This is a genomic window from bacterium Scap17 (assembly GCA_013376735.1).
Classification (GTDB): Bacteria; Pseudomonadota; Gammaproteobacteria; order Pseudomonadales; family Halomonadaceae; genus Cobetia.
Map to the genome: position 1 here is coordinate 912,803 of VINJ01000001.1, position 25,591 is coordinate 938,393.

Genomic DNA, 25,591 nt, shown 5'->3' on the forward strand with positions numbered 1-25,591 from the left:
ATTTCCTTTCTCTGTCGTGCCCGCGTGATGGCGTCGGGCAGACACGATCCCTCATTGGGCGCGACGCAGCAGCGGCAGCAATGCCTGCAGCGGATGCGGCAACTGGCTGTCCGAGAAACGCTTGCTCTGACTGCGGCACGAATAGCCACTGGCGACCAGCTTGCCCTGATTGTCATCATCCTCGACCACGGACTTCCACGACAGGTCATAGATGGCGCGTGATGTCTCGAGATTGCGCGCTTCGTGGCCGTAGGTACCGGACATGCCGCAGCAGCCGGTGGCGATGGTCTCGAGCTTGAGGCCGAAGGCTGCGTAGACCTGCTGCCAGGCCTTGGCCGAGCCCGGGGCATTGGTGCTCTCGGTACAGTGGCTCAAGAGTTTCATGCCCGGGTCCATCTTGCCGAGAATCGTCCTGGTGACGCCGACCGGCAGCAGCTTGCGCAGGCTGGTCAGCCATTCCTGCAGCAGCAGGACGTCGGGCGTGGCGTCCGGGCCGAGGGTCTTCACGTACTCCTGACGGTAGGTCAGGGTCATCGCCGGGTCGATGCCGACCAGCGGCACGCCGAAGTCGGCGATCGCCTTGAGACGCTCGGCCTGGGCACGTGCGGTACGCTGGAAGGCGCCGGTGAAGCCCTGTACCTGCAGCGGCTTGCCGTTGGGGGCAAAGGGCGCCACGAAGACATGGATGTCGAGTCGCGACAGCAGCTCGATGATGTCGATCACCAGCTGGGCCTCGAAGTGGCTGGTGAAGGCATCCTGCACCAGGATCACGCTTCTGGCCTTCTGGGATTCGGTCAGACGGCCCAGCTGGGTCGGCGTCGCCTCGGACACACCCCAGCTCTTGAGCTGTCTGCGCAGGCTGGCGCGTGACAGGCGCGGCGCATCGACCATGCCGATCGGGCCTTCCAGCAGACGACTGACCAGGCGATTGGACAGCAGGCCGTTATACAGCGGCGTGACGCGCTCGGCCCACGGCAGCACGAATTCGAGGCTGCCGATCAGGTAATCGCGCAGTGGACGCTGATAACGATGGTGATAGACCTCGAGGAAGCGGCTGCGGAAATCGGGCACGTTGACCTTGATCGGGCACTGGCCCGCGCAGGACTTGCACGCCAGGCAGCCGGACATGGCGTCGTAGACCTGCTGGTCGAAGTTGGCGTCAGACTGACCCTCGGCCTGTGTGGTGCCGGCACGGCGTGCCTTGAGCGAGGCGCTGATGCGCGCCGGCAGACGCGCCAGCCACATGCCGGTGCCCTTGAGGCCCGGCGTACGCGCAGCCTGGGCTTCGGCGATCACGTCGCGTCCGGCGTTGCCTTCCAGGCGCAGCCACTCACGCATCAGGCTGGCACGCCCCTTGGGCGAGTGGATGCGCTGGCGAGTCGCCTTCCACGACGGGCACATGGCGTCGTTGGGGTCGTAGTTGTAGCAGGCGCCGTTGCCGTTGCAGTAGACGGCGCTGGCGTATTCCTGCCACACGCGCTCATCGATCTGGCGGTCGAGATCGCCACGCATGGTCACGTCATCGATACGCATCAAGCGGGGGTCGAAGGCCTCGACGGCGCTGTCAGCATGATCACGCTTGTCGCTCTCACTGTTCTCTTCGTTGCCCCCTTCGCTGGCATCAGCATCACTCGCGCCTGCGTCGTCGACCAGCGCCACTGGCAGGCGCGGGGAGGCGATCTTGCCCGGGTTGAGCTGATTGTGCGGGTCAAAGGCCGCCTTCACATCCTGCAGCGCACCGTAGAGGCTGCCGAAGAAGCGTGGCGAGTACTCGGAGCGCACGCCCTTGCCGTGCTCGCCCCACAGCAGGCCACCGTACTTGTGGGTGAGGGCGGCGACCTCATCGGAGATCTCGCGGATCATCGCCTGCTGGGCGGGGTCCTTCATGTCCAGCGCCGGGCGCACGTGCAGCACGCCGGCATCGACATGCCCGAACATGCCATAGCGCAGGCCACGGACATCCAGCGCGGCACGGAACTCGGCGATGTAATCGGCCAGGTGCTCCGGCGGAACGGCGGTGTCCTCGACGAAGGGCAGCGGGCGGGCTTCGCCGTCGACATTGCCCAGCAGGCCCACCGAGCGCTTGCGCATGCCATAGACACGACTGATCTGCGCCCGCCCGCGGGCTTCGGTGAAGCCGAGGCGCTCGACACTGGTGTCGCTGGCCAGGTGCTCGCTGAAGGCGCGGACCTTGGCATCCAGCACCTCTTCGCTGTCGGCATTGAATTCGATCAGGTTGATGCCGCCGATGGCCGGGGTGCCTTCGGCACTGGCCGGGAAGAATTCCTCGACGCTATCCCACACGAAGTCCTGCATGGCGAGGTTGAGCACGGTGTCATCCACCGTCTCGATGGAGGTCGGGCGATTGCCCTCGACCGCCATCAGCGCCTTGGCGTCGCGCAGTGCGTCCATGAAGCTTGCGTAGCGCAGGTTGATCAGCGTCGAGCAGGGTGCGATGGGCAATGCATTCAGCTCGGCCTCGACCACGAAGCCCAGCGTGCCCTCGGCGCCGCACAGCAGGCTGTTGAGGTTGAAACGCCCATCAGCCTCGCGCAGGTGGGCGAGGTCGTAGCCGGTCAGGCAGCGGTTGAGCGGCGGAAAGATGTCGGCGATTTCCTCGGCGCGCTCATCGGCGATCGCGCGTGCTGTGCGATAGACCTCACCGACGCGATCCTCACGTGCGCACAGTATCTCGAGCTCGGCGTTGTCGATGGCATGGCTCGACAGTCGTGTCCCGTCGAGCAGGACGCTGTCGAGCGCCAGCACGTGGTCACGCGTCTTGCCGTATTCGCAGCTGCCCTGGCCGGAGGCATCGGTATTGATCATGCCGCCAATGGTGGCGCGGTTGGAGGTCGAGAGTTCCGGCGCGAAGAACAGGCCATGCGGCTTGAGCGCGGCATTCAGCTGGTCCTTCACCACACCGGCCTCGACGCGCACGCGGCGGTTCTCGACATCGATCTCGAGAATGCGGTTCATGTGCCGCGAGACATCCACCAGCACGCCGTCATTGAGCGACTGGCCATTGGTGCCGGTACCGCCGCCGCGTGGCGCGAGGGTGACGCCCGAAAAGCGTGACTCGTTGGAGAGGCGCGCGATGCACTGGATATCCTCGGCATGGCGCGGGTAGACCACGGCCTGAGGCAGCACCTGATAGAGCGAGTTGTCGGTCGACAACACGGTGCGGTTGGCGTAGTCCGGACTGATGTCACCGGCAAAGCCTGCATCTCGCAGGGCGGCCAGGAAGTCCAGATAGAGAGAATCGACGGGGGCGGGCATATCCAGCAGGCGTTCGGTCATGATCTCGCTCGGGCAGTGAGTCGCGTCAGGCAGGCATCCAGGGCCAATGGGCCTAAGCTTACCTGAGCTGGGCGTGTGGCCCCAGCCCAGCGCGGCATTGCGTCACTCGCGAGACGGGAATTCAGGTGAAAGGAGTGAGGAGTGACTACGCTGTGAGGAGTCATCAAATCAAGGTGTGTGCGCCAGAATGCAAGCCACAAGGGGGGGCGATGTGCACATGCTGCGGGCGATTGTCAGGCGTCAGTCGCCGCCTCAGTGGTACCGTTGGCATCGCAAGGCAGACTGTCACGCCACATCCCCGCTGCTTCTTTCCTTGAAGCTGTCTTCCCTCTTCCGCTGAGTCATCAGGAGTTAACTCATGGCATCGTCCACCTATTCCTCGACCTCCACCTGTCATCGCGAGTCTCGCCAGCCGCCCACGCGATTGGGAGTGCTGGGGGTGGGGGAGTTGGCGGAGTCATTGCTGGTCGCGTTGGCGCGCGGTTGTCAGCGCGAAGGCCGCTACCGGCATGATCTGGAATTTCACCTCTCGCCGCGCAACGACGTGCGCAGTCACCGTCTGGGCTGGCGTTTCGGTGCCATCCGCCACGTAAGCAACGTCGCGGTGTGTGAATCGAGCCTGTGCCTGCTGGTCGGGGTGCGGCCGCAGCAGCTCGAGGCGCTGGCAAGTGAGCTGCGTGAAAGCCACGCACTGAGCAAGGATCATCACCTGATGGTGCTGGCAGCCGGTGTGCCACTGCAGCAGCTGCAGCGCTGGTTCGCGCCGGCGCGAGTGGTGCGGGTGATGACGGGGCTGGCAGTCTGTGAGGGGCAGAGCGCCCTCACGCTCTATCCGGAAGACCCGCTGACGCGCGACCTGCTCGGGCCGGCGGTCCGGCAGATCATCGCCTTCGATGATGAAGCGGCCTTCGAGGCCAGCATGCTGGCGGTCTGCGTGAATGCCTGGCAGATGGCGCAGCAGCAGGCGTTGCTCGACTGGTTCCAGACTGTCCCGGGCATCACCGGGCCTCAGGCCCGCCAGTTGTTGATGACCCAGATGCGTGATGCCCTTGCGCTGATGGAAGCCCACCCCGATACCCCGCCGGGTGAGCTTGCCTCGCGCATCGGCACACCTGGCACCTGGACGGCACGAGGACTTGAGCAGCTAGGGGGCAAGGAAGGTGCTCATCGTCAATGGCAGCAGGTGCTGGAGGGGCTGAGAAGCGAATTGAACTGATTCCAGCGCTGTCGATCATCTCGGGCGGCGAGTCATGTTTTGTTGAACTCGCCTTTCCCATGTCCCGAGTTCCCCGCATGCCGTGATTTTCTTACACTGGCAGTTCATGACATGCCTCGGATATGGCGGTGTGCCTGAGGCATGATCTTTTATACGGACAGCTAGATGAGCTGTTGGCGGCTCATGACATGAGGCAGATGCGAAACATGGGAACCTGGTTGGCAGTAGCAGCGGGCGGCGCCATCGGGGCGCTGGGACGATATCTTGTCAGTGGCTGGATCGTCGGCGCCGCCGGGCGTGGTTTCCCGTGGGGAACATTGGGCGTCAATCTGATCGGCAGCTGCCTGATGGGGTTCCTGTTCATCTGGGTGACCCAGGAGCTCAAGCTGGCCCCCGTCTGGCAGGCGATCATGGTGGCGGGCTTCACCGGCGCCTTCACCACCTTCTCCACCTTTGCCCTCGAGGCGCTCAATCTGATGATGAGCGGACGCATGCTGGCGGGGCTGGTCTATGTCGCCGTCAGTGTGGTGGCGTGTCTGGGCATGGTCGCGCTGGGCATGAAGATCGCACGCGTTCTGCTGTGATTCTCGCGCCCGGGCGCGCCCTCCTGTCGCCTGGGCGGCTGCGAAGCAGGGCATGGCTGAGGTAGACTAGGGCGCATGACCTTTCCGCGCCGCGATGCGGCCTGAGTGATCCGACGAGAGAGCCTTCCCACATGCTGGACCCGAAACTTCTGCGCGCTGATCTTGAAGCGACTGCCGAGCGCCTCGCACGTCGTGGCTATCAGCTGGATACCGAAGCCTTTGCCGCGCTGGAAGCGCGCCGCCGTGACCTGCAGGTCGAGACGGAATCCCTGCAGAACGAGCGCAACACCCGCTCCAAGTCCATCGGCAATGCCAAGGCACGCGGCGAGGACATCGCGCCGCTGCTGGCAGAGGTCAGTGATCTGGGCGAGCGTCTCGACGCCGCCAAGTCCGAGCTCAATGAGCTGCAGGCCAAGGCCGACGCCATGGCGGCCAGCCTGCCGAACCTGCCGGACGCCGAAGTGCCGGAAGGCGCTGATGAAAGCGACAACGTCGAGCTGCACCGCTGGGGCACGCCGCGTGAATTCGATTTCGACGTGCGTGATCACGTCGACCTCGGTGAGCTCAAGGGCCAGCTGGACTTCGAGCTGGCGGTCAAGATCACCGGTTCACGCTTCGCCGTGATGCATGGCTCCATCGCGCGCCTGCACCGTGCGCTGGTGCAGTTCATGCTCGACAAGCAGACGCTGGAGCATGGCTACGAAGAATATTACGTGCCGTATATCGTCAACCGCGATTCCCTGATGGGCACCAGCCAGCTGCCCAAGTTCGAGGAAGACCTGTTCAAGCTCAACGACGATCGTGATTTCTTCCTGATCCCGACCGCCGAAGTGCCGCTGACCAACATGGTGCGTGACGAGATCATCGACGCCGGCAGTCTGCCGCTCAAGTTCACCGCCCATACCCCGTGCTTCCGCAGTGAAGCCGGTGCCTATGGCCGGGATACTCGCGGCATGATTCGCCAGCACCAGTTCGACAAGGTCGAGATGGTGCAGGTGGTCGCGGCGGAGAAGAGCGACGAAGCCCTCGAAGAGATGCGCGGCCACGCCGAAGCCATCCTGCAGGCGCTGGAACTGCCGTACCGTGCCGTGACCCTGTGCACCGGCGACATGGGCTTTGCCGCCGCCAAGACCTACGACCTGGAAGTCTGGCTGCCGAGCCAGGCGACCTACCGCGAGATCTCCTCCATCTCCAACTGCCGTGACTTCCAGGCGCGCCGCATGCAGGCGCGTGTGCGTGTCGAAGGTCAGAAGAAGCCGCAGCTCGTGCATACCCTGAATGGGTCCGGTCTGGCCGTGGGCCGTTGCCTGGTCGCCGTGCTGGAGAACCATCAGAACGCCGATGGCTCCATCAGCGTGCCGCAGGCGCTGCGTGGCTACATGGGTGGAGTGGAAACCATCAATGTCTGAGATGCGTGAATCGCCTTAGTGGATTCTCGCGACAAGGCCCCTGCTTTCCCATGGGAAGCGGGGGCCTTCGTTTATCGCGCAGACAGAGGCCTTGCCCGATCGCACCACTCGTGATTCCCTCACTCGGTATTTCCTCTGCGTGACTACAACGTAGCATCAGGGTTGTTATTCTTATTGGTTATTTTAGAGAGTGGTTCTTATGCTCTAAAATGCGACCCATCGAAGGCTGCTCCCCAGCCTCGCCGCGTTTGTGGATGTGCCCCATGGAATTTCTCAATCTCTCCTGTGACCCCTCACGACTCCAGTTGTGCCTGATCGGTGGCGGTCAGGAGGCTGTCGCGCTGGCCGAGCGTTTCGCCGGCCTCGGTGCAGACCTGTGTGTCTACGGCGATGCCCGCATGCCGATGCTGGAGACCCTGTGTGGTCGTGAAGGTTGGGAGGTTGCCGATACCCTGTTGCCCGTGCCGGCCCCCGGCCAGCTATGGCTGGTCGCCACCGGCAGCGAAGGACGTGATCGCGGCATCCTGCGTCATGCGCGCGAGCAGCACGTGATGGTGTTCGCGCCGAGCCACCCCCGGGACTCCAGCGTGCGCCTGCCGCCGCGTCTGGTGGCCGGCGAGGCGGTATTGCCCGTGAAGGGGGAGGACCGCTTCACGGGCACGCATGGCCAGGTGGCGTTGGTCAGCGCGGGGCCGGGTGATCCGGAGCTGCTGACGCTCAAGGCACTGCGCCATCTGCAGCAGGCCGATGTCATCATTCATGATCGCCTGGTCAGTCACGAGATTCTGGCGCTGGCCAAGCCAAAGGCGCGTCGCCTGTACGTCGGCAAGGCGCGCAGCGATCACAGCGTGCCCCAGGAAGGCATCAATCAGGCACTGGTGGATTACGCCCGCGCCGGGCATCGCGTGGTGCGCTTGAAGGGCGGTGACGCCTTCATCTTCGGGCGCGGCGGGGAAGAGCTCGAGACCCTGGCCGGCGCCGGCATCAGCTTCGAGGTGGTACCGGGTATCACGGCGGCTTCCGGTTGCGCGGCTTACGCGGGTATTCCGCTGACCCATCGCGACCACGCCCAGTCGGTGCGCTTCGTCACCGGCCACTTGAAGGATGGCAGCTGTGACCTGGATTGGGAGGCGCTGGCGCGTCCGGCCCAGACGCTGGTCTTCTACATGGGGCTCGGCAGCCTGGGCCTGATCTGCGAGCAGTTGATCGCCAATGGTCTGGCGGCGTCCACGCCGATCGCGCTGGTCGAGCAGGGCACTACCGCGCGTCAGCGTGTGCATGTGGCAACGCTGGCGGACATGCCGGCGCAGATCGCCGGTCAGGGCCTCAAGCCGCCGACGCTGATCATCGTCGGGGATGTGGTCAAGCTGCACGATTCGCTCAAATGGTTCTCACCGAATGCCAACAGCAGCCTGGGATGGGAAGATGGCAAGCACCCGACGCCGCTGGCCAATGTGGTATCGGTATAGAGTGACCGTCGTGGAAAAGAAGGCGTAGAAGCGCTAAAAGCAGCGACATGCGCAGTGACAAGATGCCGCCTCGGTAAACCCGGGGCGGCATCTTGCGTTGTTGGACTGGTTATCGCGGGCCTGATCATCGTGCTGGCGCATGGCTGGGCGGCTCTTGGGCCAAGGTCGAGATGACGTGGAATCTGATTGCGCCTATTGTTTCAAGCAATCGTTTGAATTCTGCTGAGCGAAGCCTGTCGTTCATCATGGGGTGAGAGGCAAATCTTTCGCGAAAGCCCTAAGCACATGAGTCAGTGAGGACAGTGATATGGCCAAGTATCAGGCGCCACTCAAGGATGCACGCTTCATTCTCGATGAGGTGTTCGCCGCCGAGCAGGAATGGGCGGGCATGGCAGCCACCGAAGAGGTGAATGTCGAGCTGGCCGAGGCGATTCTCGAGGAAGGTGCGCGCGTGACCCAGGCCGAGCTGCTGCCGCTCAACCTGAGCGGTGATGCCGAGGGCGCGCGTTTCGAGAATGGCCACGTCACGACACCCAAGGGCTTCAAGGAGGCCTATCGGGTGCTTGCCGAAGGCGGCTGGATGGGGCTGGGCGGCAATCCTGAATACGGTGGTCAGGGCATGCCCAAGATGCTCACCGTGGCCTTTGAAGAGATGCTCTACGCCACCAATACCAGCTTCGCGCTTTATCCGGCGCTCAATGCCGGTGCCTGTCTGGCGGTGGACAGTCACGCGCCGGAGTCCGTCAAGCAGGTGTTTCTGCCGCGCATGTATGCCGGCGACTGGCTGGGCACCATGTGTCTGACCGAGCCGCATTGCGGCACGGATCTCGGCCTGATTCGTACCCGTGCCGAACCCCTCGAGGACGATGACCCGCTGCTGGGGCTGCCGCGCTATCGCCTCACCGGCACCAAGATCTGGATCACCGGCGGCGAGCACGACATGGTCGACAACATCGTGCATCTGGTGCTGGCCAAGTTGCCGGATGCGCCGCCGGGCACGCGTGGCATCTCGTTGTTTCTGGTCTCCAAGCACCTGCTTGATGCCGACGGCCAGCCGACGACACCGAATGCAGTCAGCTGTGGCTCCATCGAGCACAAGATGGGCATCAAGGGCAGCGCGACATGCGTGATGAACTTCGACGGCGCCGAAGGCGTACTGATCGGCGAGCCGCATCAGGGGCTGGCGGCGATGTTCACCATGATGAACTACGAGCGTCTTTCCATCGGTCTGCAGGGGCTGGGGCTGGGCGAGGTGGCCTATCAGAGCGCGATGGACTTCGCCGCCGAGCGCCTGCAGAGCCGGGCACCGACAGGCGCCAAGGCGCCCGACAAGCCGGCCGACCCGATTCTGGTGCATCCTGACGTGCGCCGCATGGCTCTCGAGGTGCGCGTCTGGAACGAGACCGGGCGCGCCTTTGCCGTCTTCGTGGGTCAGCAGCTGGACCGCGTCAAATATCACGCCGATGACGCGGTGAAGGCCGACTCGGATGCGCTGGTGCAATTCATGACGCCGATCGCCAAGGCGCTGCTGACCGACCGTGGCTTCGATGCCACCGTCATGGCGCAGCAGCTCTATGGTGGCAATGGCTACTGCGTGGAGTGGGGCGCCGAGCAGTACGTGCGCGATGCACGCATCGCGATGATCTACGAAGGCACCAACGGCATTCAGGCGATGGATCTGGTCGGGCGCAAGCTCTACCGCAATCGTGGCGCCCATGTGGCGAGCTTTGCCGCCCTGGTGCGAGCCGAGCTTGAGCGTGAGGCCGACGACGCCCGGACCCGCCCGTTCGCCGAGGCCTGCAAGACGGAGCTTGCGCGTCTAGAGCGAGTATCCGAGCAGTTGCTGGCCCGCGCCGATGACAACCCGGAAGAGCTGGGCGCGGCGGCCTGTGACTTCCTCGATCTGGCGGGGCTGTGTGTCTATAGCTATCTGTGGTTGCGCATGGCGCGTGCTGCGGCGCGTGGACTGGCGCAAGCGGGGGCCAGTGGTGAGGGCTTCTATCGCCGCAAGCTGGCGCTCGGGGAGTACTTCGTGGCCCGCGTGCTCCCGCGTGCCGTCGCCCTGGAAACCCAGGTCAGTGCTGGCGCAGCGCCATTGATGGTCTTCAGCCTCGAGGATTTCGCGCCGGAGCAATGACGTAAGTCACAAGCCACCGTGACTGTCAGTAGCGTCATATGAAAAGCCCAGCGACCGTGTCAGGTCGCTGGGCTTTTTTGTGTTGTCGGAATCCCTGTCCATCGGACCGTGTCGGCAAGCTTGCATGCTTACAGGCCCGCTCATGACCGCTTGGTGGGCTCATCCTGCTTCAGCAGCCAGTCACGCATGTCGGGGAACAGCTCGACCAGCACGAACAGCGGGCCGATCAGCAGCTGACGCAGGTCATCGAGGAAGGCCGGTTTGCGGCCCTCGATACGATGGCCGACGACCTGACCGATCCAGGCGACCACGAAGGCTGCCAGCATCATGGGTGTCACCGGCCAGTTGAGCCCGAGCATCACGAACATCAGCGCCAGGCTTGCCAGAGTCCAGGCGACCATCACGCCAAGCACCTTGAGAGAGAAGCGCGCATAGACGGCCAGGACCGCGAGGGTGATCACGCCACCGGGCAGTATCCACAGACCCAGCCCCGGTTCGCTCGATAGCCCCTGCCCCCCGAGCAGTCTCCACAGCAGGATCAAGCTGGCAGTGAAGATGACAGGCACGCAGACCAGATGCATGCGGATGTTTTCACGATGCTGATGACTGGCCGCGTAGTGCTCGAGTGCTTCATGCAGACGCTGGTGAGCGCCTGCCTTGACATGAGGGTGCGATAATATACCCATGAGGCATTCTCCAGACAGACATTGAAAATGCCCGCGTGCGCAGGTGCGCAGCGGGATCGATGGCGTGTTATGTCAAGGAGCAATGGCGTGAGTCAGCAGGGTCCGGCAACCCTGCTGACTCCTGTCAGCGTAGCGTATTACCACGCTGCCAGCCTGTGTCAGCGCAGGCAGACTGTCGAACCTGGCGCTTTTTTCTGGTGTGAATCAAGCGGCATTGGCCCTTCAGAGGTGGAAATGACCGCAGGCTTCCGGCTGATGCAGGATGGCTTCCAGGCGGATGATGTCGCTCTGGCCATCTTCCCGGGGCAGCGTGATCTGCTCGCCAACCGCCATTCCCAGCAGCGCGATGCCCAGCGGCGACATGATGCACAGTGCCAGTGAGGTCTCTTGCTCTTCAGGTTGTGGCAGGTGGCTGCACAGGGGCATGCACTCACCATCCTCCGGGGTCGGATAGTGCAGTGTCAGCTCGCTATCGCCGGAGCGAGACCCCTTGAGGCGCAGGCGGCTACGCATGCTGACGCGGTCTTCGGGGAAGTCATCGGGGGGCACGATCTCTGCCTGGGTCAGGCGGCTTTCGAGGCGAAGGGACAGCTCATCATCATGTTGCTGAGCGTCGATCAGGCGCTGGAGGCGGTCAGCATCCAGGCGGTTGATGATCAGTCGTTGCCGAGTCATCGTGGGGTTCCTTGTTATCGAGTCACTGCGCGATATCATGCGCAGCAAGACGGCGCCAATCCTGGCTTGGTCAATGCGGAGAGACGGACAGGGAATCCATCGGCCGTGATTGTCCATGGATTGTCCGCTAATTCATCCTAGCGGCTTTTGACGGGGTGCGGGAGTCGTCTGATACCGACAGCTTTCATGGCGCTGTTACCCAAGGCTGCCAATCTCACACGAGACTCATCGATGTCGATTCTCTGGATATATCCGCTGGCGGCGCTCGCCGAGATCGCTGGCTGCTTCAGTTTCTGGGCCTGGTGGAAACTGGAGCGCAGCCCCGGTTGGCTGATTCCCGGCATGCTCAGCCTGGCGCTGTTCGCCTGGCTGCTTTCACTGGTCGACGTCAGTCACGCCGGGCGCGCCTTTGCCATTTATGGCGGTGTCTATATTGCCGCGTCAGTGGCCTGGCTGTGGCTGGTCGAGCAGCAGTTGCCCAGTCGCTGGGACCTGCTGGGGACACTGGTCTGCCTGGCGGGCAGCGCCATCATCGTGCTGGGCGCCCGTGCGCAATGAGCGCAAATGTCTTGTTTATTAGTATTTTATTAAATATGTCGGGCGTTGAGCATGAGAGCGCTCATTGTTGGGTATACTGCGCCAGGATGAGGCAATGACCCTCGGGATTCGATCTGACGCAATGAGGCACCAGCATGCAGTGGGAATGGTTATGGGGGCTGGGCGGCCTTGGCATCGGCGGTTTCATCGGCTTCTGGCTCGGTCGCTGGCGGCCGCGCAGAGAGGAATGGAATCAGGCCGTGCAACCACTGCGATCGGCATTGGTGGAGGCGGAGCCAGGCGTTGCGCGTGGTGAGCTGCTGGCGCTTGATCCCTCGCTGCTCGACGCCTTTCGCCAGGTGGCCTCGCGTCGCGAGTTCTATCGCTTCGCCAGCGGGATCGAATACGTGAACCTGCAACTCGCCGCGGCGCATGCCGCGCATCATGACCGTGAAGAGCGCCAGCTGTTGCTGGATCAGGCGCGTGTCAGCCTGGCCAATCTGCAGGACAGCCTAAGACGACGCTGAGGTTCGTCCAGACGCGCGAATGCCGCACCGCAGATCGACCGAGGGTCGCAAAGCAGAGGAACGCAGAGCAGGAGAGCGTCGAGCAGGTTGTTTGCAAAGCAGAGTAACGACGCAGAGAGCGGGCGTAAAACGGGTCCAGCAACCAACGGGAAGGCACTGACGATGATGATGGGTGCAGAAGGCATCAGATGACACGACGCATGCACGACAGACAAAAGCGGTAGGACTTGCTGACTGCGCGAGGCAGCTGGGGAGCATCAGCAAAGGCTTGCTGATGGTGCGGAAGGGGGGACTCGAACCCCCACACCTTGCGGCACCAGAACCTAAATCTGGCGTGTCTACCAATTCCACCACTTCCGCGAGAAGTAGGGCTGCATTTTACCTGTGATGCCTTTCAAGTCAATCGCTTGTGTCGATTATCCCCTGAATTTTCCCGCCTTGCGCTGCGCCTTCAGCGCCTCACTCCTGTACGACATGCACGCTGCGTGATTCCAGTCCGCAGGGCAGTTGCAGATAGCTGGCGGCGCGCTCGGCGGCGTGGCGTGTATTGGAGAGATCTTCATCGCACATCCATGGCACGACGCCCAGGCAGGGGGCTCGCAGCGTGCGTGACAAGGTTGCCATGTTGTCTTCGCTGACCTCGATATCCGCTTCCAGATGGTTGATGACGTAGCCGGCGATCTCCAACCCATCGCGCTCGATGGCCTCAAGCGTCAGGCGCGCATGGTTGATGCAGCCCAGGCGCAGCCCGACGACCAGAATCACCGGCAAGCCCAGCTCGATGGCCAGGTCCGAGAAATCCTCATCGTCATTCAGCGGTACCCGCCAGCCGCCAGCGCCTTCCACCAGTAGCAGGTCGCGCGGTGCGCTTGTTCGCTGGTCCCGCACATGCGCGGCGATTTTCGCCACCTCGAGACTGACTCCTACCTGACGTGCGGCAATGTGCGGCGCGATGGCCGGCGCAAAGCGCCAGGGGTTGATGCTTTCATAATCCGCTTCTGGTTCGCACTGCGCCTGCAATGACAGGGCGTCGGCGTTGACCAGACCATCGTGATTCTCGAAGCAGTCAGAGGCCACGGGCTTGAGGCCCAGCGTGGTCAGGCCGCGCAGGCGAGCGCGTGCCAGCAGGGCGCTGGCGATGAAGGTCTTGCCGATTTCGGTATCGGTGCCGGTCACGAAGGCGGCGATGCCATGTTCGGCTCGCGCAGGCGGAGCAGTGTCCCCTGACGAGCTGTCCGCGGTTTTCATATCAGTTTTCATTGTATCCGAGCGAGGCAGGTAATTGCCTTCAAGCAAAGTGTCAGTGTTATCCGTACGCAATTCTGATCGGTTTTTCGAGCTCAAGTTCAATGACTTGATAGCTTACAGGCAATCCCTTCGCGGTACGCAAGGTTTCATGCCGCGCCTTGGCCTGCTGTACCTCGGCACGTGTCAGGCGCCGGCCAGTGGCGGTCTGTGCCCCGATGCCCTTGATCGAGGCCATGACCGCAGCGACATCGGGATAGTGAAATACCCGCGGGCGTAACTGCCAGTGGCAGCGCAACCCGGCGGCTTGGGCATGGCGTGCAAGGTGGGCGGCGCTGGGGAAGTGACGCACGGAATCATCTGCGCGCTGCCAGGCGTGGCGTACTTCCTTGAGGGTGCCGGGCCCCAAGGTGTTGATGTGCGCTCGAGCGCCGGGTTTCAAGGTGCGTGACAGTTCCGCGAGCCATTGCCGAGGGCTGTCGCACCATTGCACGGCGAGGCTCGAGAACACCAGGTCCAGACTCGCATCGGCCAGTGGCAGGCGCTCGGCATCGGCGCGTAGCCAGTGCAGACGTTCTGGGCTGCCAATCGCAAGCTCGCTTGTCTGGCGTGCGGCTTCACGCAGCATCTCAAGCGAGAGATCCAGCCCCATGCAGCAAGCCCCGGAGTAGCGCTGCGCCAGTTCGAGGGTCCAATGTCCGGGCCCACAACCGAGATCGAGCACACGCGCGGCGGCCGGCAGCCGCTCAGGGAGCGAGGCGAACAGGGTGGCCGCCATGGCGTGCTGCGCCTGCGCCAGTGTGAGGTAGTCGGCAGCGCCGCGATCAAAGGCGCGGGCAACCTGCTGACGGCTCGTGGTAGGCGTAAATGTTGGCGTGAGCGGTGGCGTTGCAGGCTTTGCAGGCGGCATGCTGACGGCAATCGACATCTCAGGCCTCCTCGCTGATGCGCGTGGCGTGGTGGGTGGCGAGGCCCATGCGTGTGAGCAGGGCATCGGCAAGCGCCTCGGTCGCACTCAATGGCAGGCAGTGGCCGCCCTCGAATTCCTCAACCCTCTGACCCTGCGCGCGCAGCGCCGCACTCAGGCCCGGTGCCAGTAGCGGGTCCTGCTTGCCGAGCCAGAACTCGAGCGGTAGCTCTGATTGAGGCGCCAGCGACATCTGACGGCTAGCCAGTTCCGACAGTCCTGCCGCGAGCACCGCTTCGCGACTGACGGGGTGACGACCGATCAGTTCGCGCAAGTGTCTGAGGCAGTCACGTGCAGAGGCCTCACCACTGGCCTGCCAGCGCAGAAAGTGTTGCCAGCTGGCGGCAGGGTTGCGCGCGAAGGCTGCGCGGAAGTCCTCCAGCACCTCAGGTGCCAGGGCGGGGAGCGTCTGCTCCGCTGCGGCCTGATCGATGAAGCTTGGCCCCATCGCCAGCGAGACAAGGGCGGCCGGCGCTTGCTCTCTCGCCAGCGCCTCGGCCCGCAGGGCGCCCAGCGACCAGCCCAGCCACAGGGTATCGGCGCCGCCCAGTGAGGCTTGCGAGGCAGGCGGTTCTGAGCCTGCCCGTGACTCGGCCTGCGGGCCTTCTTCTGGCCAGTCCGGCGTGATGACCTCCAGCGGGCGACTCTCTGTCTGATCATCTGCCCCGTCATTTGCCTCATCATCCGTTTCAGTGACGTGAGCGAGGCGTGCGTGCAGGCAGGTGATCAAGGGCTGCCAGATGCGCGCATCGATGCCCCAGCCGCTGAACAGCACCAGACGAGTCAGCGTCATGGCGTGACTCCTTCTGAGCTGATGGTTGGGGAGACGGAGCGGGGCTGGGCCTTTTCCGCTGTCAGTACCGCTTCGAGAGCCTCAAGCAGTGCCGCGATATCTTCGGCCGTGTGCTCGGCGGAGAAGGTGAAGCGCAGGCGCGAGCTGCCGGCGGGCACCGTGGGTGGACGGATGGCCGAGACCAGTACGCCGCGTTCGCGCAGTGCCGCGCTCCAGGCCAAGGCCCGCGCTTCGCTGCCCAGAATCAGCGGCTGAATCGGGGTCAGCGGAATGGAGGGTGAATCATTGATGTCGGCTGGCGACAGCCCGAGCGCGAGACCACTGCCCGCCAGCAGATGCGTGCAACCCTCACGGAACTGCTGCACACACGCCTGCAATCGCTCACGGCGCTGCGGCTCGCGCGCGACGATTTCCAGCGCCGCCAGGCTAGCGGCGGCGACATGCGGCGGTTGCGCGGTGGTGTAGATGTAGGGGCGTGCCAGCTGGATCAGGCTCTCGATCAGCGCATCGCTGCCGGCGACGAAGGCGCCGCTGCTGCCGAGCGCCTTGCCCAGGGTGCCGACCAATACCGGCACGTCAGCCAGCGGGGTAGCGCGCCCGACCAGTCCTTCGCCATGCTCGCCCAGCACGCCCAGTCCGTGGGCATCGTCGATCATCAGCCAGGCGCCGTGCCGGGCGCAGGCCTGGCTCAGGCCCGCGATATCGGCGCAGTCGCCATCCATGCTGAACACGCCATCGCTGATCACCAGCCTGTCATCGGCCCGGGAGCGCGCCAGCTGGCGCTCGAGGTCTTCAAGATCGCGATGGTGGAAGCGACGCGAGCGTACGGCAGTGGTGCCGGAGGACGCCAGGCGTGCGCCGTCGAGGAGGCTGGCGTGATTGAGGCGATCATGGAAGATCTCGAGGCTGCGACCGGCCTCGCGCGAGGCACTCGCCAGCGCATCGATCACGCCCAGATTGGCCATGAAGCCGGTGGAGAACAGCAGCGCGCGTGGTCGCCCGGTCAGCTCGGCCAGGCGAGCCTCCAGCTGGTGGTGAGCGCGCTGGTGGCCATTGACCAGGTGAGCGCTGCCGCTGCCGACACCGAAGTCACGCGCCGCGCGACAGCCGGCTTCGACCAGCTCCGGGTGGTTGGCCAGCCCCAGATAGTCGTTGGCGGTGAAGTTGAGCAGCGGGCGCGGCTCTGCATCGGCTACCTGCCCGGCGAGGCTGACGTGGGGCCCCTGTGGCGAATCCAGCGTCAGGCGCCGGCGATAGCGGCCGACCCGCTCACGCTGAGTGAGCAGGTCCTCCAGATGCGTGAAGCTTGCGCTGGATCGGGAGTTGGAGCGCGCGCTGATGGGCGTTTCGGTGGCCACGAGCGATCAGACCACCAGGCCGCAGGGCTTGCGTTCGCGCACCAGGCCTTCACTGCTGGCGGGCGTCGCCTCGCGCGTGGCGTCATAGAACAGGCTGCCCTCGACATTGGCGCGTGCCTTTTCTTCCATGGCGGCCTTCAGGGCGGCCTCGCGCACTTCGTCACTGGCGACTTCCTGGCGGGTCTCCGGGTGCAGGCCGAGGCGCTCGAACAGCTCGCGGTCACGGTTGGTCTGCGGGTTGCCGGTGGTCAGCAGGCGCTCGCCATAGAAGATGGAGTTGGCGCCGGCGAGGAAGGCCAGTGCTTGGGTGGAATCGTCCATCTGCTCGCGGCCGGCGGACAGGCGCACGTGACTCTTCGGCATCATGATGCGTGCCACGGCGATGGCGCGGATGAACTCGATGGGATCGAGGTCATCGACATTCTCCAGCGGCGTGCCCGCCACCTTGACCAGCATGTTGATCGGCACCGATTCCGGCTGCGGCTCCAGATTGGCCAGCTGACGCAACAGGCCGGCACGGTCGGTGGTGGTCTCGCCCATGCCGAGGATGCCGCCGGAGCACACCTTCATGCCGGCTTCGCGCACGCTGGCCAGGGTATCCAGGCGCTCGCTGTAGCTGCGCGTGGTGATGATCTCGCCGTAGTATTCCGGTGAGGTGTCCAGATTATGGTTGTAGTAGTCGAGGCCGGCATCCGCGAGCTTCCTGGCCTGATCGGTATCGACCATCCCCAGCGTCATGCAGGTCTCGAGTCCCAGTGACTTCACCTGACGCACCATCTCGGTGACCACTTCGAGGTCGCGCTCACGTGGGCTCTTCCAGGCCGCGCCCATGCAGAAGCGGCTGGCGCCGGCGTCCTTGGCGGCACGCGCCTGCTCGACCACCTTCTGGATCTCCATCAGCTTTTCCTTGCCAAGGCCAGTGTTGTAGTGGCCGGACTGCGGGCAGTACTTGCAGTCTTCCGGGCAGGCGCCGGTCTTGATGGACAGCAGGGTGGAGACCTGTACCGCATTCGGATCGAAGTGCTGGCGGTGCACCTGCTGGGCACGGAACAGCAGGTCATTGAAGGGCAGGGCGAACAGCGCCTCGATTTCCGCGACGCTCCAGTCATGGCGTACCACGCTGTCATCGCCAGGCGCAGGGATATTCGTGGCTTGTGTGGTCACGCGGGAGGCTTCTACGGTCATGAGCTTGAGGTCCTTCATCAGGCGGGCAGAGCGAGAGCGCGCTGGGCCGTTCATCCGTGGGTGAGTCCGGGAGTCGGCAGCCGAGCTGGCAAGTGGCCAGTCAACGCATCGAGTAAAGTCAGGTTAACTGAGATGATAGAGTTTCCGCAGGCGCTGTCAACGATGAGAACTTTGCTGGTTGACCACTGGCAACTGTCGCGACCCTGTGCCTTCTGTCAACGTCAGCTGACGACGGCCATGCCCGGCGTGACCGAACGGCAGAGCGCTTCAGTTTCACCTCCCCAGTCATTTTTCTCTCTAAAGAGTGGTTCGCCTGATGAGCGAGAGCTGTCATCGCGCCGCGAGTGGTGCGACGCCTGCGAGGCGAGCATCGCGCGCAATCAGCATGCCTGTCCGCGCTGTGCTGAGCCTGTGGCCTCACTGGCCTTGAGTCAGCAGCCCTGTGCGCGGTGCCTGTCGTCACCGCCTGCCTTTGCACGCTGCTTTGCGCCGCTGCGTTATGAAGGGTTGCTGGCGGGGCTGTTCCAGCGCTACAAGGACCAGCATCAGCGCCGCGCCGGGCGACTGCTTCGCCAACTCATGCAGCGGGAGTTTACGCACTTCTGCCGCGACTGGCTTCAGGCGCACCCCTGCGGGGCAGTGCTGCTGGTGCCGGCTGACGCCTATCGTCGTCGCCAGCGCGGGCATGATGCGCTGGCGGAGCTGTGTCGCGGGCTGACACCGGTCATCGCCGGCCATCAGCGCGATATGGCGCGGGTGCGCGACAGACGCATGCCGCACGAGGCGTCTGTCGCGGTGGCCAGGGCAGCGCCGGATCAGCGCCTGCGGGATAGGCGCGGGCGTCTGAAAGCGCAGCGTGGGCGTTATGACATTGACGGCCTATTGCCCGAGCACGTGCTGCTGATCGATGACGTCATGACCAGTGGTGCGACGCTCGACAGTCTCGCTCAGGCCTGCCTGCGAGCCGGTGCGCGTGAGGTCGATGCCTGCGTGCTGGCGCGGACTCCGCTGTCCACGCGCGGGGTGCTGTGACCTGCAAACGCGACATGAAGGTGATCCGCACGACATGTGCCGCCAGGGCTCAACCTCCAAGCGGGCGTTGAACTCAGCGGGCAGGCGGGGTCAATCAGGCAGAAGACTGGCGTGCAGAGGGGCTAATCTCATAGCATGCAAGGTCCGGCAGCCGTTTGCTGGTCCATGCCCGAGGAATTGCCATGCCTATTGATCCTGTTTCCCCCGATGACACGCAATCTTTTGGCACCTCGCGCGAGTTGGATGCGCGCTCCAATGGCAACACCTGGTCGACGACATCCGCGCCAGAGGGCCATGGAGACACGCGTTTTCATCCCTTCGATGCTCTCGCGCCGGACCGTGTCGTGGCCGCTGTCGAATCGCTGGGCTTCTGGTTGCCCGGCGAGCCGTTCGCGCTGAACAGTTACGAGAATCGTGTCTACCATCTCGCCGATGATGATCGACGCCGCTGGGTGGCCAAGTTCTATCGCCCCGAGCGCTGGAGCCGTGCTCAGATTCTCGAGGAGCACGCCTTCCTGGCCGAGCTGGATGAGGCCGGTGTGCCGGGCGCCCCCGCGTGGGCCAACGAAGCCGGCGAGACGCTGCATCGATTCGAAGGCTTCGACTTCGCTCTCTTCCCGCATGTAGTGGGGCGCGCGCCGGAGCTCGAATCTGCCGAACACCTCTATCAGTTGGGTGAGCTGATCGGCCGCGTGCACGCAGTGGGGCGCAAGAGCGCGTTTCGCGAGCGGGAGACGCTCTCGCCGCTGCGGATTCTGGAAGAGAGCTGCGCCAGCGTGCTGGCCTCCGACTGGCTGAGTGAGCGCCAGCGCGACAGCTACCAGCGCGTCATCGAGGCATTGTGCCCATTGGTCGCGGAGCAGAGCTGGCCGGAAAGCGCCCTGATCCGTACCCACGGCGACTGCCACATCGGCAACATGCTGGGGCGCGATGACAGCTTCGCGCTGGTCGACTTCGATGACTGCTTGAGCGCCCCGGCGGTGCAGGACCTGTGGATGCTGTTGACCGGTCAGAGCGACCCGGAGCTGCATATGCAGCTGTCCGAGGTGCTGGAGGGCTACGAGCAGCATTGTGAGTTCAATCGCAGCGAGCTCAAGTGGGTCGAGACCCTGCGCACACTGCGCATGGTGCGTCACAGCGCCTGGGTGGTGCGGCGCTGGTCGGACCCCGCCTTCCCGCAGGCCTTCTCCCACGTGGCGAGCCTGGGCTACTGGGACGACCACATTCGCAGCCTGGAACAGCAGCGCGTCGCGCTGTCTGCGCCGCGTTGGCTGGCCTAGCAATCGCGACATGGCCTGGTAGTCGTGACATGACCTGAAGGTCGTCGCGAGGCTTGAGCCCCGTTGGCGAAGTGAGTGACACCGTTCCTTCATGCGCCCCCATCGGTTACCGATGGGGGCGCATGTGTTGCACGGATACGACAATCGTGTGAACAGACCTGCGTTGACGGCACGCCTGAGGTAGAATCTGGCCCTGACATTGAACACGAAGTTATACGATTTCTTGCCATCTGATCGCTTTTGTATGACTTTTGTGCTTTACCCCTGCTGTGCGTGCGCTCGTACGCGCCCCTGACCGATACCATAGGCAGACGGATGACCGAAGAGATTGCCAACCACTACCGCCAGATCATCACCTCGTTGGGTGAGGATCCAGAGCGTGAGGGCCTGCTGGATACGCCCAAGCGCGCGGCCAAGGCCATGCAGTACCTGACTCATGGCTATCAACAGTCGTTGGAGGAGATCGTCAACGGCGCTGTCTTCACCTCCGAGACGGACGAGATGGTGCTGGTCAAGGACATCGAGCTTTACTCGATGTGCGAGCATCACCTGCTGCCGTTCATCGGCAAGTGCCACATCGCCTATCTGCCGTCTGGCAAGGTGCTTGGTCTGTCCAAGTTCGCGCGTATCGTCGACATGTATTCGCGTCGCATGCAGATTCAGGAAAACCTCACCAAACAGATCGCCGAGGCCGTTCAGCAGGTCACTGGTGCACGTGGTGTGGCCGTCGTGGTCGAAGCGCGTCACATGTGCATGATGATGCGTGGGGTGGAAAAGCAGAATTCCAGCATGAAGACGTCCGTGATGCTGGGCGCCTTCCGCGACAATCAGCCGACTCGCCAGGAATTCCTGACGCTGGTCAGCTGACAGCAGAGTGATGACGCCGCCTTTCGAGGCGGCGTTGTTGTATTGGAGTCATCTCGCGCGTTTCCCTGTTCAGGAGTTCCTGCCGATGCCGATGCATGCCTTGCACGATGAACATCTCGATCACGACCTCGCCACCATTCGCATCAAGAATCTGCGCCTGAGAACCTATATCGGGATCAATGAAGACGAGATCCAGAACCGCCAGGATGTCGTGATCAACGTGGTGATCCGCTATCGCGCGGCACGCGCCGTGCAGTTCAATCACATCAGTGAAGCGCTCAATTACCGCACCATCACCAAGCAGTTGATCCGTCATGTCGAGGAAGGGCGCTTCGCGCTGCTCGAGCGCATGACCCGTGAGGTGCTGGATATCGTGATGGCGCACGAACAGGTGCTGACGGCGCAGGTCGAGATCGATAAGCCGCATGCCTTGCGCTTCTCGGACTCGGTGTCCGTCACCCTGTCGGACAGTCGCGAAGCGCATGATTAGTCAGTCGGGGCAGGCGTTGAGAAGCTCAGGCGTCGAGAAAGTCTGGTATCGAGAAGCTCACATATCGAGAAAGTCATGCGCGTAAGCCAGGAGAGTCGGGAGACATGACGTGATCGGGGAAATCATCCATTTCGATGATGCAGAACAACAAGGCACCATTCGGGACGAGAAGGGCGGTGAGCACGCCTTCGATCTGGTCGGCTGGCGCGGGCGAGGTCTGCCGGGAGCGGGAGTGGCCGTCGATTTCGAGGTGTGCGACGGGCGTGCAGTGCAGGTCTTCAATGCGCGTATCAAGCAGCAGAAGGCGCGTCGAGTCGTCTCGATGCAGCCCGAGAGCGAGTCCCCCGGGGCCACATCCAACGCTGCCAGGTCGGCGCTGCGCAAGCGCTGGTGGCTCGTCGGGCTGGCCATCGTGGTAAGCGTACTGGCAGGGTTGTGGATCTAGCACCATGCCCGCATCTAAGCTATATCAGGTTAGTCTTGAGTAGTCCGGTCAAGTGACAGCGGCTGCCTCGACCCCCACGCATGCTTCTGGAGTCTTCATGGAACATCTCAACGATACCAGTCTGTTTCGTCCATTTGCCTATATCGACGGTGGCTGGGTAGCCGCGGATTCCGGCGAGCAGATCGAGGTCGACAATCCTGCCACCGGTGAGATCATCGGCCGCGTGCCTCGACTGGGGTACACCGAGACCCAGCGTGCCATCGAGGCCGCCCAGAATGCCTTCACCGACTGGAAGGAAACACCTGCGCTTGAGCGCGCCGACATCCTGATGAAGTGGTATGCCTTGATGCTGGAGCACAAGGATGATCTGGCGCAGATCATGACGCTGGAGCAGGGCAAGCCCCTCGCCGAAGCCGCCGGTGAAATCCAGTACGCGGCCAGCTTCCTGCGCTGGTTCGCCGAGGAGGGGCAGCGGGTCTACGGTGACACCATTCCCGCCGCCAAGCGTGATCAACGCATCCTCGTGCTCAAGCAGCCGGTCGGAGTGGTGGGGGCGATCACGCCATGGAACTTCCCGGCCTCGATGATTACCCGCAAGGCGGGTGCCGCGCTGGCCGCAGGCTGCCCGATCGTGGTCAAGCCGGCCAGCCAGACGCCGTTCTCGGCACTGGCGCTGGCGGTGCTGGCGGAACGCGCTGGCGTGCCGCGCGGCGTTTTCAACGTCGTGCCGGGCTCGGCCAAGGACATCGCCAAGGCGATGACCGATTCCAGCATCGTGCGCAAGGTGACCTTTACCGGCTCCACGGAAGTCGGGCGTGGCCTGATGGCAAATGCCGCTCAGCATATCCAGAAGATTTCGCTGGAGCTTGGCGGCAATGCGCCCTTCCTGGTGTTCGAAGACGCCGATCTCGATGCGGCGGTGGAAGGCGCGATGGCAGCCAAGTTCCGCAATGCGGGTCAGACCTGCGTCTGCACCAATCGCTTTTTGGTGCAGTCCAGCGTGGTCAATGCCTTCAGCGAGAAGCTGGCTGCCGCCATGAACGCCGAGCTGACCGTGGGCAATGGCTTGGAAGAGGGCGTCAAGGTCGGCCCGTTGATCGATGGCGACGCCGTCGAGAAGGTCACTGAGCACGTGCAGGATGCCCTCGACAAGGGTGCCGAATTGCTGCTGGGCGGCCATCCGCATCCGCTGGGGGGCAGCTTCTTCACGCCGACCCTGATCTCGCAGGTGACGCCGGAGATGAAGGTCGCCCGTGAGGAAACCTTCGGCCCGCTGGCAGCGATCTTCCCCTTCGAGAGCGAGGAAGAGGCCATCGAGATGGCCAACGACACCGAGTTCGGTCTGGCCAGCTATTTCTACAGCACGGATCTCAAGCGTGTCTGGCGCGTCTCCGAGGGGCTGGACTACGGCATGGTCGGCATCAATACCGGGCTGATCTCCAACGCCGCGGCGCCCTTCGGTGGCACCAAGGCATCGGGGCTGGGCCGTGAAGGCTCCAAGTATGGCCTCGAGGAGTACATGGAAACCAAGTATCTGTGTCTTTCGCTTGGCTGATTCATCGTCAACGGGTTTGCGCGGATGATCCTTGCGTGAGCCTTGCAACCTTGAGTTTTGCCTCCTGGAACCTTGCATCGCCGTTTGATGGCCAGTGCTCAAGGCAATGATCGGACACGCCATCAACTGGCAAAAAGCCCGCTCGGGAATCCGGGCGGGCTTTTTCATACCGTGCATATCTCCCACCTGTCTGCGCCGAGTATGCCTGCAACTCGCCCATGGAACCTGCTCTGCTGATGAGAGCGACCTTTCGTTGCTGATGAGAGAGCGGCATGGACGAGAGGAGGGCAATCTCGCGTCAAGAGGCGCACAAGTCATTGGTCGTAGAGAGGGAGTGTCTCGAGGGTCGATGGCACTATAAATGTCAGACCAAAGTGGCATGTCGCGGTCTTTTAGCGCAGATCAGGGCCAAAGACAGATGTGCTTTGTCGGCATTCTCTTACTTGTGGATATGCTTATTTACGCTACAGTCAAAGAGCGGGACCTGTGGTGATAGTCTTCAAGGATTGAAGACAGGGCGAGTGGCGTGGCGGACGCGACTCGCCCTTTTTTATGGCCGGATCTCGGCTATCGTACCTCAACCCTCACGTCTCACCCCAATGGCGAAAGCCCCATTCCCGCCACCAGCCCTTCCAATGCATGCCGCCCGGCAATCGAGTTGCCATAGCCGTCCAGGCGTGGTGACCAGACGCAGATGCTCATCTGTCCCGGCAGGATGGCGATGATGCCACCGCCGACACCACTCTTGCCCGGCAGCCCCACTCGCCAGGCGAAGTCGCCTGCCGCATCGTAAAGCCCGCAGGTCAGCAACAACGCATTGAGCTGGCGTGTCTCCAGCGGCGAGACCACTTCCTTGCCATCCAGCGGATTGACGCCACGATTGGCCAGGAAGGCGAAGCTGCGCGCCAGTTCCACGCAGTTCATCGACACCGAGCAGCTGTGGAAGTAGGTATCCAGCAGGTCATCCACGTCGGAATGCACATTGCCGTAGGCCTGCATCAGGTAGGCGAGCGAGGCATTGCGTGCCTTGTGGTCCATTTCCGAGCGCGCGACCTTTTCATCGAAGCCGATATCGTCGCTGCCGGACAGACGCCTGAGCTGCTCACGCAGGGTGTTCTGGATCGAGACGATGCGTGACACCAGCAGGTCGGTGATCAGCAAGGCACCGGCATTGATGAAGGGATTGCGCGGAATGCCGTTCTCGACCTCCAGCTGCATGATCGAATTGAACGCCTGGCCGGAGGGTTCACGGCCGACGCGCGACCAGATCTCGTCGCTCTCCAGGCGCTGCATCGCCAGTACCAGCGCATGTACCTTGGAGATCGACTGGATCGAGAAGCGAGTATGCGCGCTGCCGGCGTACTGGACACGGCCATCGACATGGCAGACGGCGATGCCGAACTGGTCAGGGTCAACCTGCGCCAGTGCCGGGATATAGTCCGCGACCTTGCCCTCGTTGAAGCAGCGGCTGGCATCATCGGACAGGCGTTCGAGCAGTGTCTGGAGAGCATCGGGGTCGAGTGGCGGCGTCATGGCAACCTTGAAGCAGCGGTAGAGGGAAAAGGGCGTGAAGCTGGCCCGGCCATCGTGACAACGGCGCCATCGGGTGACAGGCCGATAATGGCGCCAGAAACCGGCAGAGCATTCTAGCGGATATGACCGCAGCTGGCGCGCTCGATGCCGCTGGCAGTCCCTGCCCTCAGGCCGGCTCAATCGCGTGATAGTTGACGCTTATCAGCCAGGTAGTGCAATGTGATTTCTACATGCAGTTGAGAATCGTTATTGTTGGTACATCAAAGCAGCACGCAGCTGCCTGACCCCATGACATGCGACGCGC

Annotated in this window: 22 protein-coding genes and 1 tRNA gene; 13 read left to right on the forward strand and 10 right to left on the reverse strand. The window is 63.3% G+C overall.

From position 1 onward, the window contains the following. Positions 1–51 precede the first annotated feature (51 nt). On the reverse strand, positions 52–3,297 hold the full coding sequence (locus FLM52_03935; GenBank protein NVN54945.1) for an FAD-binding oxidoreductase: 3,246 nt from the start codon (positions 3,295–3,297) through the stop codon (positions 52–54). A 358-nt stretch (positions 3,298–3,655) separates the two neighbouring features. On the opposite strand from FLM52_03935, the gene FLM52_03940 reads away from it, so the two are divergent. The 5 genes from FLM52_03940 (at position 3,656) to FLM52_03960 (ending at position 10,112) form a co-directional block, all read left to right on the forward strand. Further along, on the forward strand, positions 3,656–4,513 hold the full coding sequence (locus tag FLM52_03940; protein ID NVN54946.1) for a hypothetical protein: 858 nt from the start codon (positions 3,656–3,658) through the stop codon (positions 4,511–4,513). A 206-nt stretch (positions 4,514–4,719) separates the two neighbouring features. Then, positions 4,720–5,097: a fluoride efflux transporter CrcB gene (gene crcB, locus FLM52_03945; GenBank protein NVN54947.1), complete on the forward strand. Its 378-nt coding sequence runs from the start codon at positions 4,720–4,722 to the stop codon at positions 5,095–5,097. Positions 5,098–5,228: 131 nt separating this feature from the next. After that, entirely contained in the window at positions 5,229–6,506 is a 1,278-nt protein-coding gene (gene serS / locus FLM52_03950) for a serine--tRNA ligase (protein NVN54948.1), read from the forward strand. A gap of 209 nt (positions 6,507–6,715) precedes the next feature. Beyond that, on the forward strand, positions 6,716–7,975 hold the full coding sequence (gene cobA, locus FLM52_03955; GenBank protein ID NVN54949.1) for a uroporphyrinogen-III C-methyltransferase: 1,260 nt from the start codon (positions 6,716–6,718) through the stop codon (positions 7,973–7,975). A 307-nt stretch (positions 7,976–8,282) separates the two neighbouring features. Beyond that, positions 8,283–10,112 carry an acyl-CoA dehydrogenase gene (locus FLM52_03960; protein ID NVN54950.1) on the forward strand — a complete coding sequence of 610 codons (1,830 nt, stop codon included), beginning with the start codon at positions 8,283–8,285 and terminating at the stop codon, positions 10,110–10,112. Between the two features lie 140 nt (positions 10,113–10,252). Here the strand turns inward: FLM52_03960 and FLM52_03965 are convergent, their stop codons facing one another. Beyond that, on the reverse strand, positions 10,253–10,798 hold the full coding sequence (locus tag FLM52_03965; GenBank protein ID NVN54951.1) for a DUF962 domain-containing protein: 546 nt from the start codon (positions 10,796–10,798) through the stop codon (positions 10,253–10,255). 222 nt (positions 10,799–11,020) lie between these two features. Continuing rightward, the gene (locus FLM52_03970; protein NVN54952.1) at positions 11,021–11,473 is read right to left on the reverse strand and encodes a hypothetical protein; all 453 of its coding nucleotides are present in this window, start codon (positions 11,471–11,473) and stop codon (positions 11,021–11,023) included. A 231-nt stretch (positions 11,474–11,704) separates the two neighbouring features. Between FLM52_03970 and FLM52_03975 the strand changes: the two genes are divergently transcribed. Both FLM52_03975 and FLM52_03980 read left to right on the forward strand, forming a co-directional pair. Next, positions 11,705–12,031: a YnfA family protein gene (locus FLM52_03975; GenBank protein ID NVN54953.1), complete on the forward strand. Its 327-nt coding sequence runs from the start codon at positions 11,705–11,707 to the stop codon at positions 12,029–12,031. Positions 12,032–12,165: 134 nt separating this feature from the next. Further along, complete coding sequence (locus FLM52_03980; GenBank protein ID NVN54954.1) at positions 12,166–12,537, forward strand: hypothetical protein; 372 nt, start codon at positions 12,166–12,168, stop codon at positions 12,535–12,537. 275 nt (positions 12,538–12,812) lie between these two features. Here the strand turns inward: FLM52_03980 and FLM52_03985 are convergent. The 6 genes from FLM52_03985 to bioB all read right to left on the reverse strand — a co-directional run bounded on the left by FLM52_03985 (position 12,813) and on the right by bioB (position 18,085). Further along, positions 12,813–12,897, reverse strand: a tRNA-Leu gene (locus FLM52_03985). Between the two features lie 99 nt (positions 12,898–12,996). Beyond that, positions 12,997–13,785 carry a dethiobiotin synthase gene (bioD, locus tag FLM52_03990; GenBank protein NVN54955.1) on the reverse strand — a complete coding sequence of 263 codons (789 nt, stop codon included), beginning with the start codon at positions 13,783–13,785 and terminating at the stop codon, positions 12,997–12,999. A 58-nt stretch (positions 13,786–13,843) separates the two neighbouring features. Further along, entirely contained in the window at positions 13,844–14,692 is an 849-nt protein-coding gene (locus FLM52_03995; GenBank protein NVN54956.1) for a methyltransferase domain-containing protein, read from the reverse strand. 19 nt (positions 14,693–14,711) lie between these two features. After that, positions 14,712–15,542, reverse strand: coding sequence for a hypothetical protein (locus FLM52_04000; protein ID NVN54957.1), 831 nt, complete (start codon positions 15,540–15,542; stop codon positions 14,712–14,714). Next, on the reverse strand, positions 15,539–16,837 hold the full coding sequence (locus tag FLM52_04005; GenBank protein ID NVN54958.1) for an 8-amino-7-oxononanoate synthase: 1,299 nt from the start codon (positions 16,835–16,837) through the stop codon (positions 15,539–15,541). The genes FLM52_04000 and FLM52_04005 overlap by 4 nt, the downstream gene beginning before the upstream one ends. A 69-nt stretch (positions 16,838–16,906) precedes the next feature. Next, on the reverse strand, positions 16,907–18,085 hold the full coding sequence (gene bioB / locus FLM52_04010) for a biotin synthase BioB (GenBank protein NVN54959.1): 1,179 nt from the start codon (positions 18,083–18,085) through the stop codon (positions 16,907–16,909). 426 nt (positions 18,086–18,511) lie between these two features. Here bioB and FLM52_04015 point away from each other — a divergent pair, with 426 nt between their 5' ends. From FLM52_04015 to FLM52_04040, 6 genes are all read left to right on the forward strand, one after another. Beyond that, positions 18,512–19,117, forward strand: a complete 606-nt coding sequence (locus FLM52_04015) for a ComF family protein (GenBank protein NVN54960.1) — start codon at positions 18,512–18,514, stop codon at positions 19,115–19,117. A 182-nt stretch (positions 19,118–19,299) separates the two neighbouring features. After that, entirely contained in the window at positions 19,300–20,397 is a 1,098-nt protein-coding gene (locus FLM52_04020; GenBank protein NVN54961.1) for a serine/threonine protein kinase, read from the forward strand. Between the two features lie 315 nt (positions 20,398–20,712). After that, positions 20,713–21,264 carry a GTP cyclohydrolase I FolE gene (gene folE / locus FLM52_04025; GenBank protein NVN54962.1) on the forward strand — a complete coding sequence of 184 codons (552 nt, stop codon included), beginning with the start codon at positions 20,713–20,715 and terminating at the stop codon, positions 21,262–21,264. An 85-nt stretch (positions 21,265–21,349) separates the two neighbouring features. After that, positions 21,350–21,754 (forward strand): dihydroneopterin triphosphate 2'-epimerase, encoded by a 405-nt coding sequence (folX, locus tag FLM52_04030; GenBank protein ID NVN54963.1) that lies wholly within the window; start codon positions 21,350–21,352, stop codon positions 21,752–21,754. Between the two features lie 109 nt (positions 21,755–21,863). Further along, positions 21,864–22,199: a hypothetical protein gene (locus tag FLM52_04035; GenBank protein ID NVN54964.1), complete on the forward strand. Its 336-nt coding sequence runs from the start codon at positions 21,864–21,866 to the stop codon at positions 22,197–22,199. A 97-nt stretch (positions 22,200–22,296) separates the two neighbouring features. Next, positions 22,297–23,754, forward strand: coding sequence for an NAD-dependent succinate-semialdehyde dehydrogenase (locus tag FLM52_04040; GenBank protein ID NVN54965.1), 1,458 nt, complete (start codon positions 22,297–22,299; stop codon positions 23,752–23,754). A 591-nt stretch (positions 23,755–24,345) separates the two neighbouring features. Here the strand turns inward: FLM52_04040 and glsB are convergent. After that, positions 24,346–25,287 carry a glutaminase B gene (gene glsB / locus FLM52_04045; GenBank protein NVN54966.1) on the reverse strand — a complete coding sequence of 314 codons (942 nt, stop codon included), beginning with the start codon at positions 25,285–25,287 and terminating at the stop codon, positions 24,346–24,348. Positions 25,288–25,591: the final 304 nt, after the last annotated feature.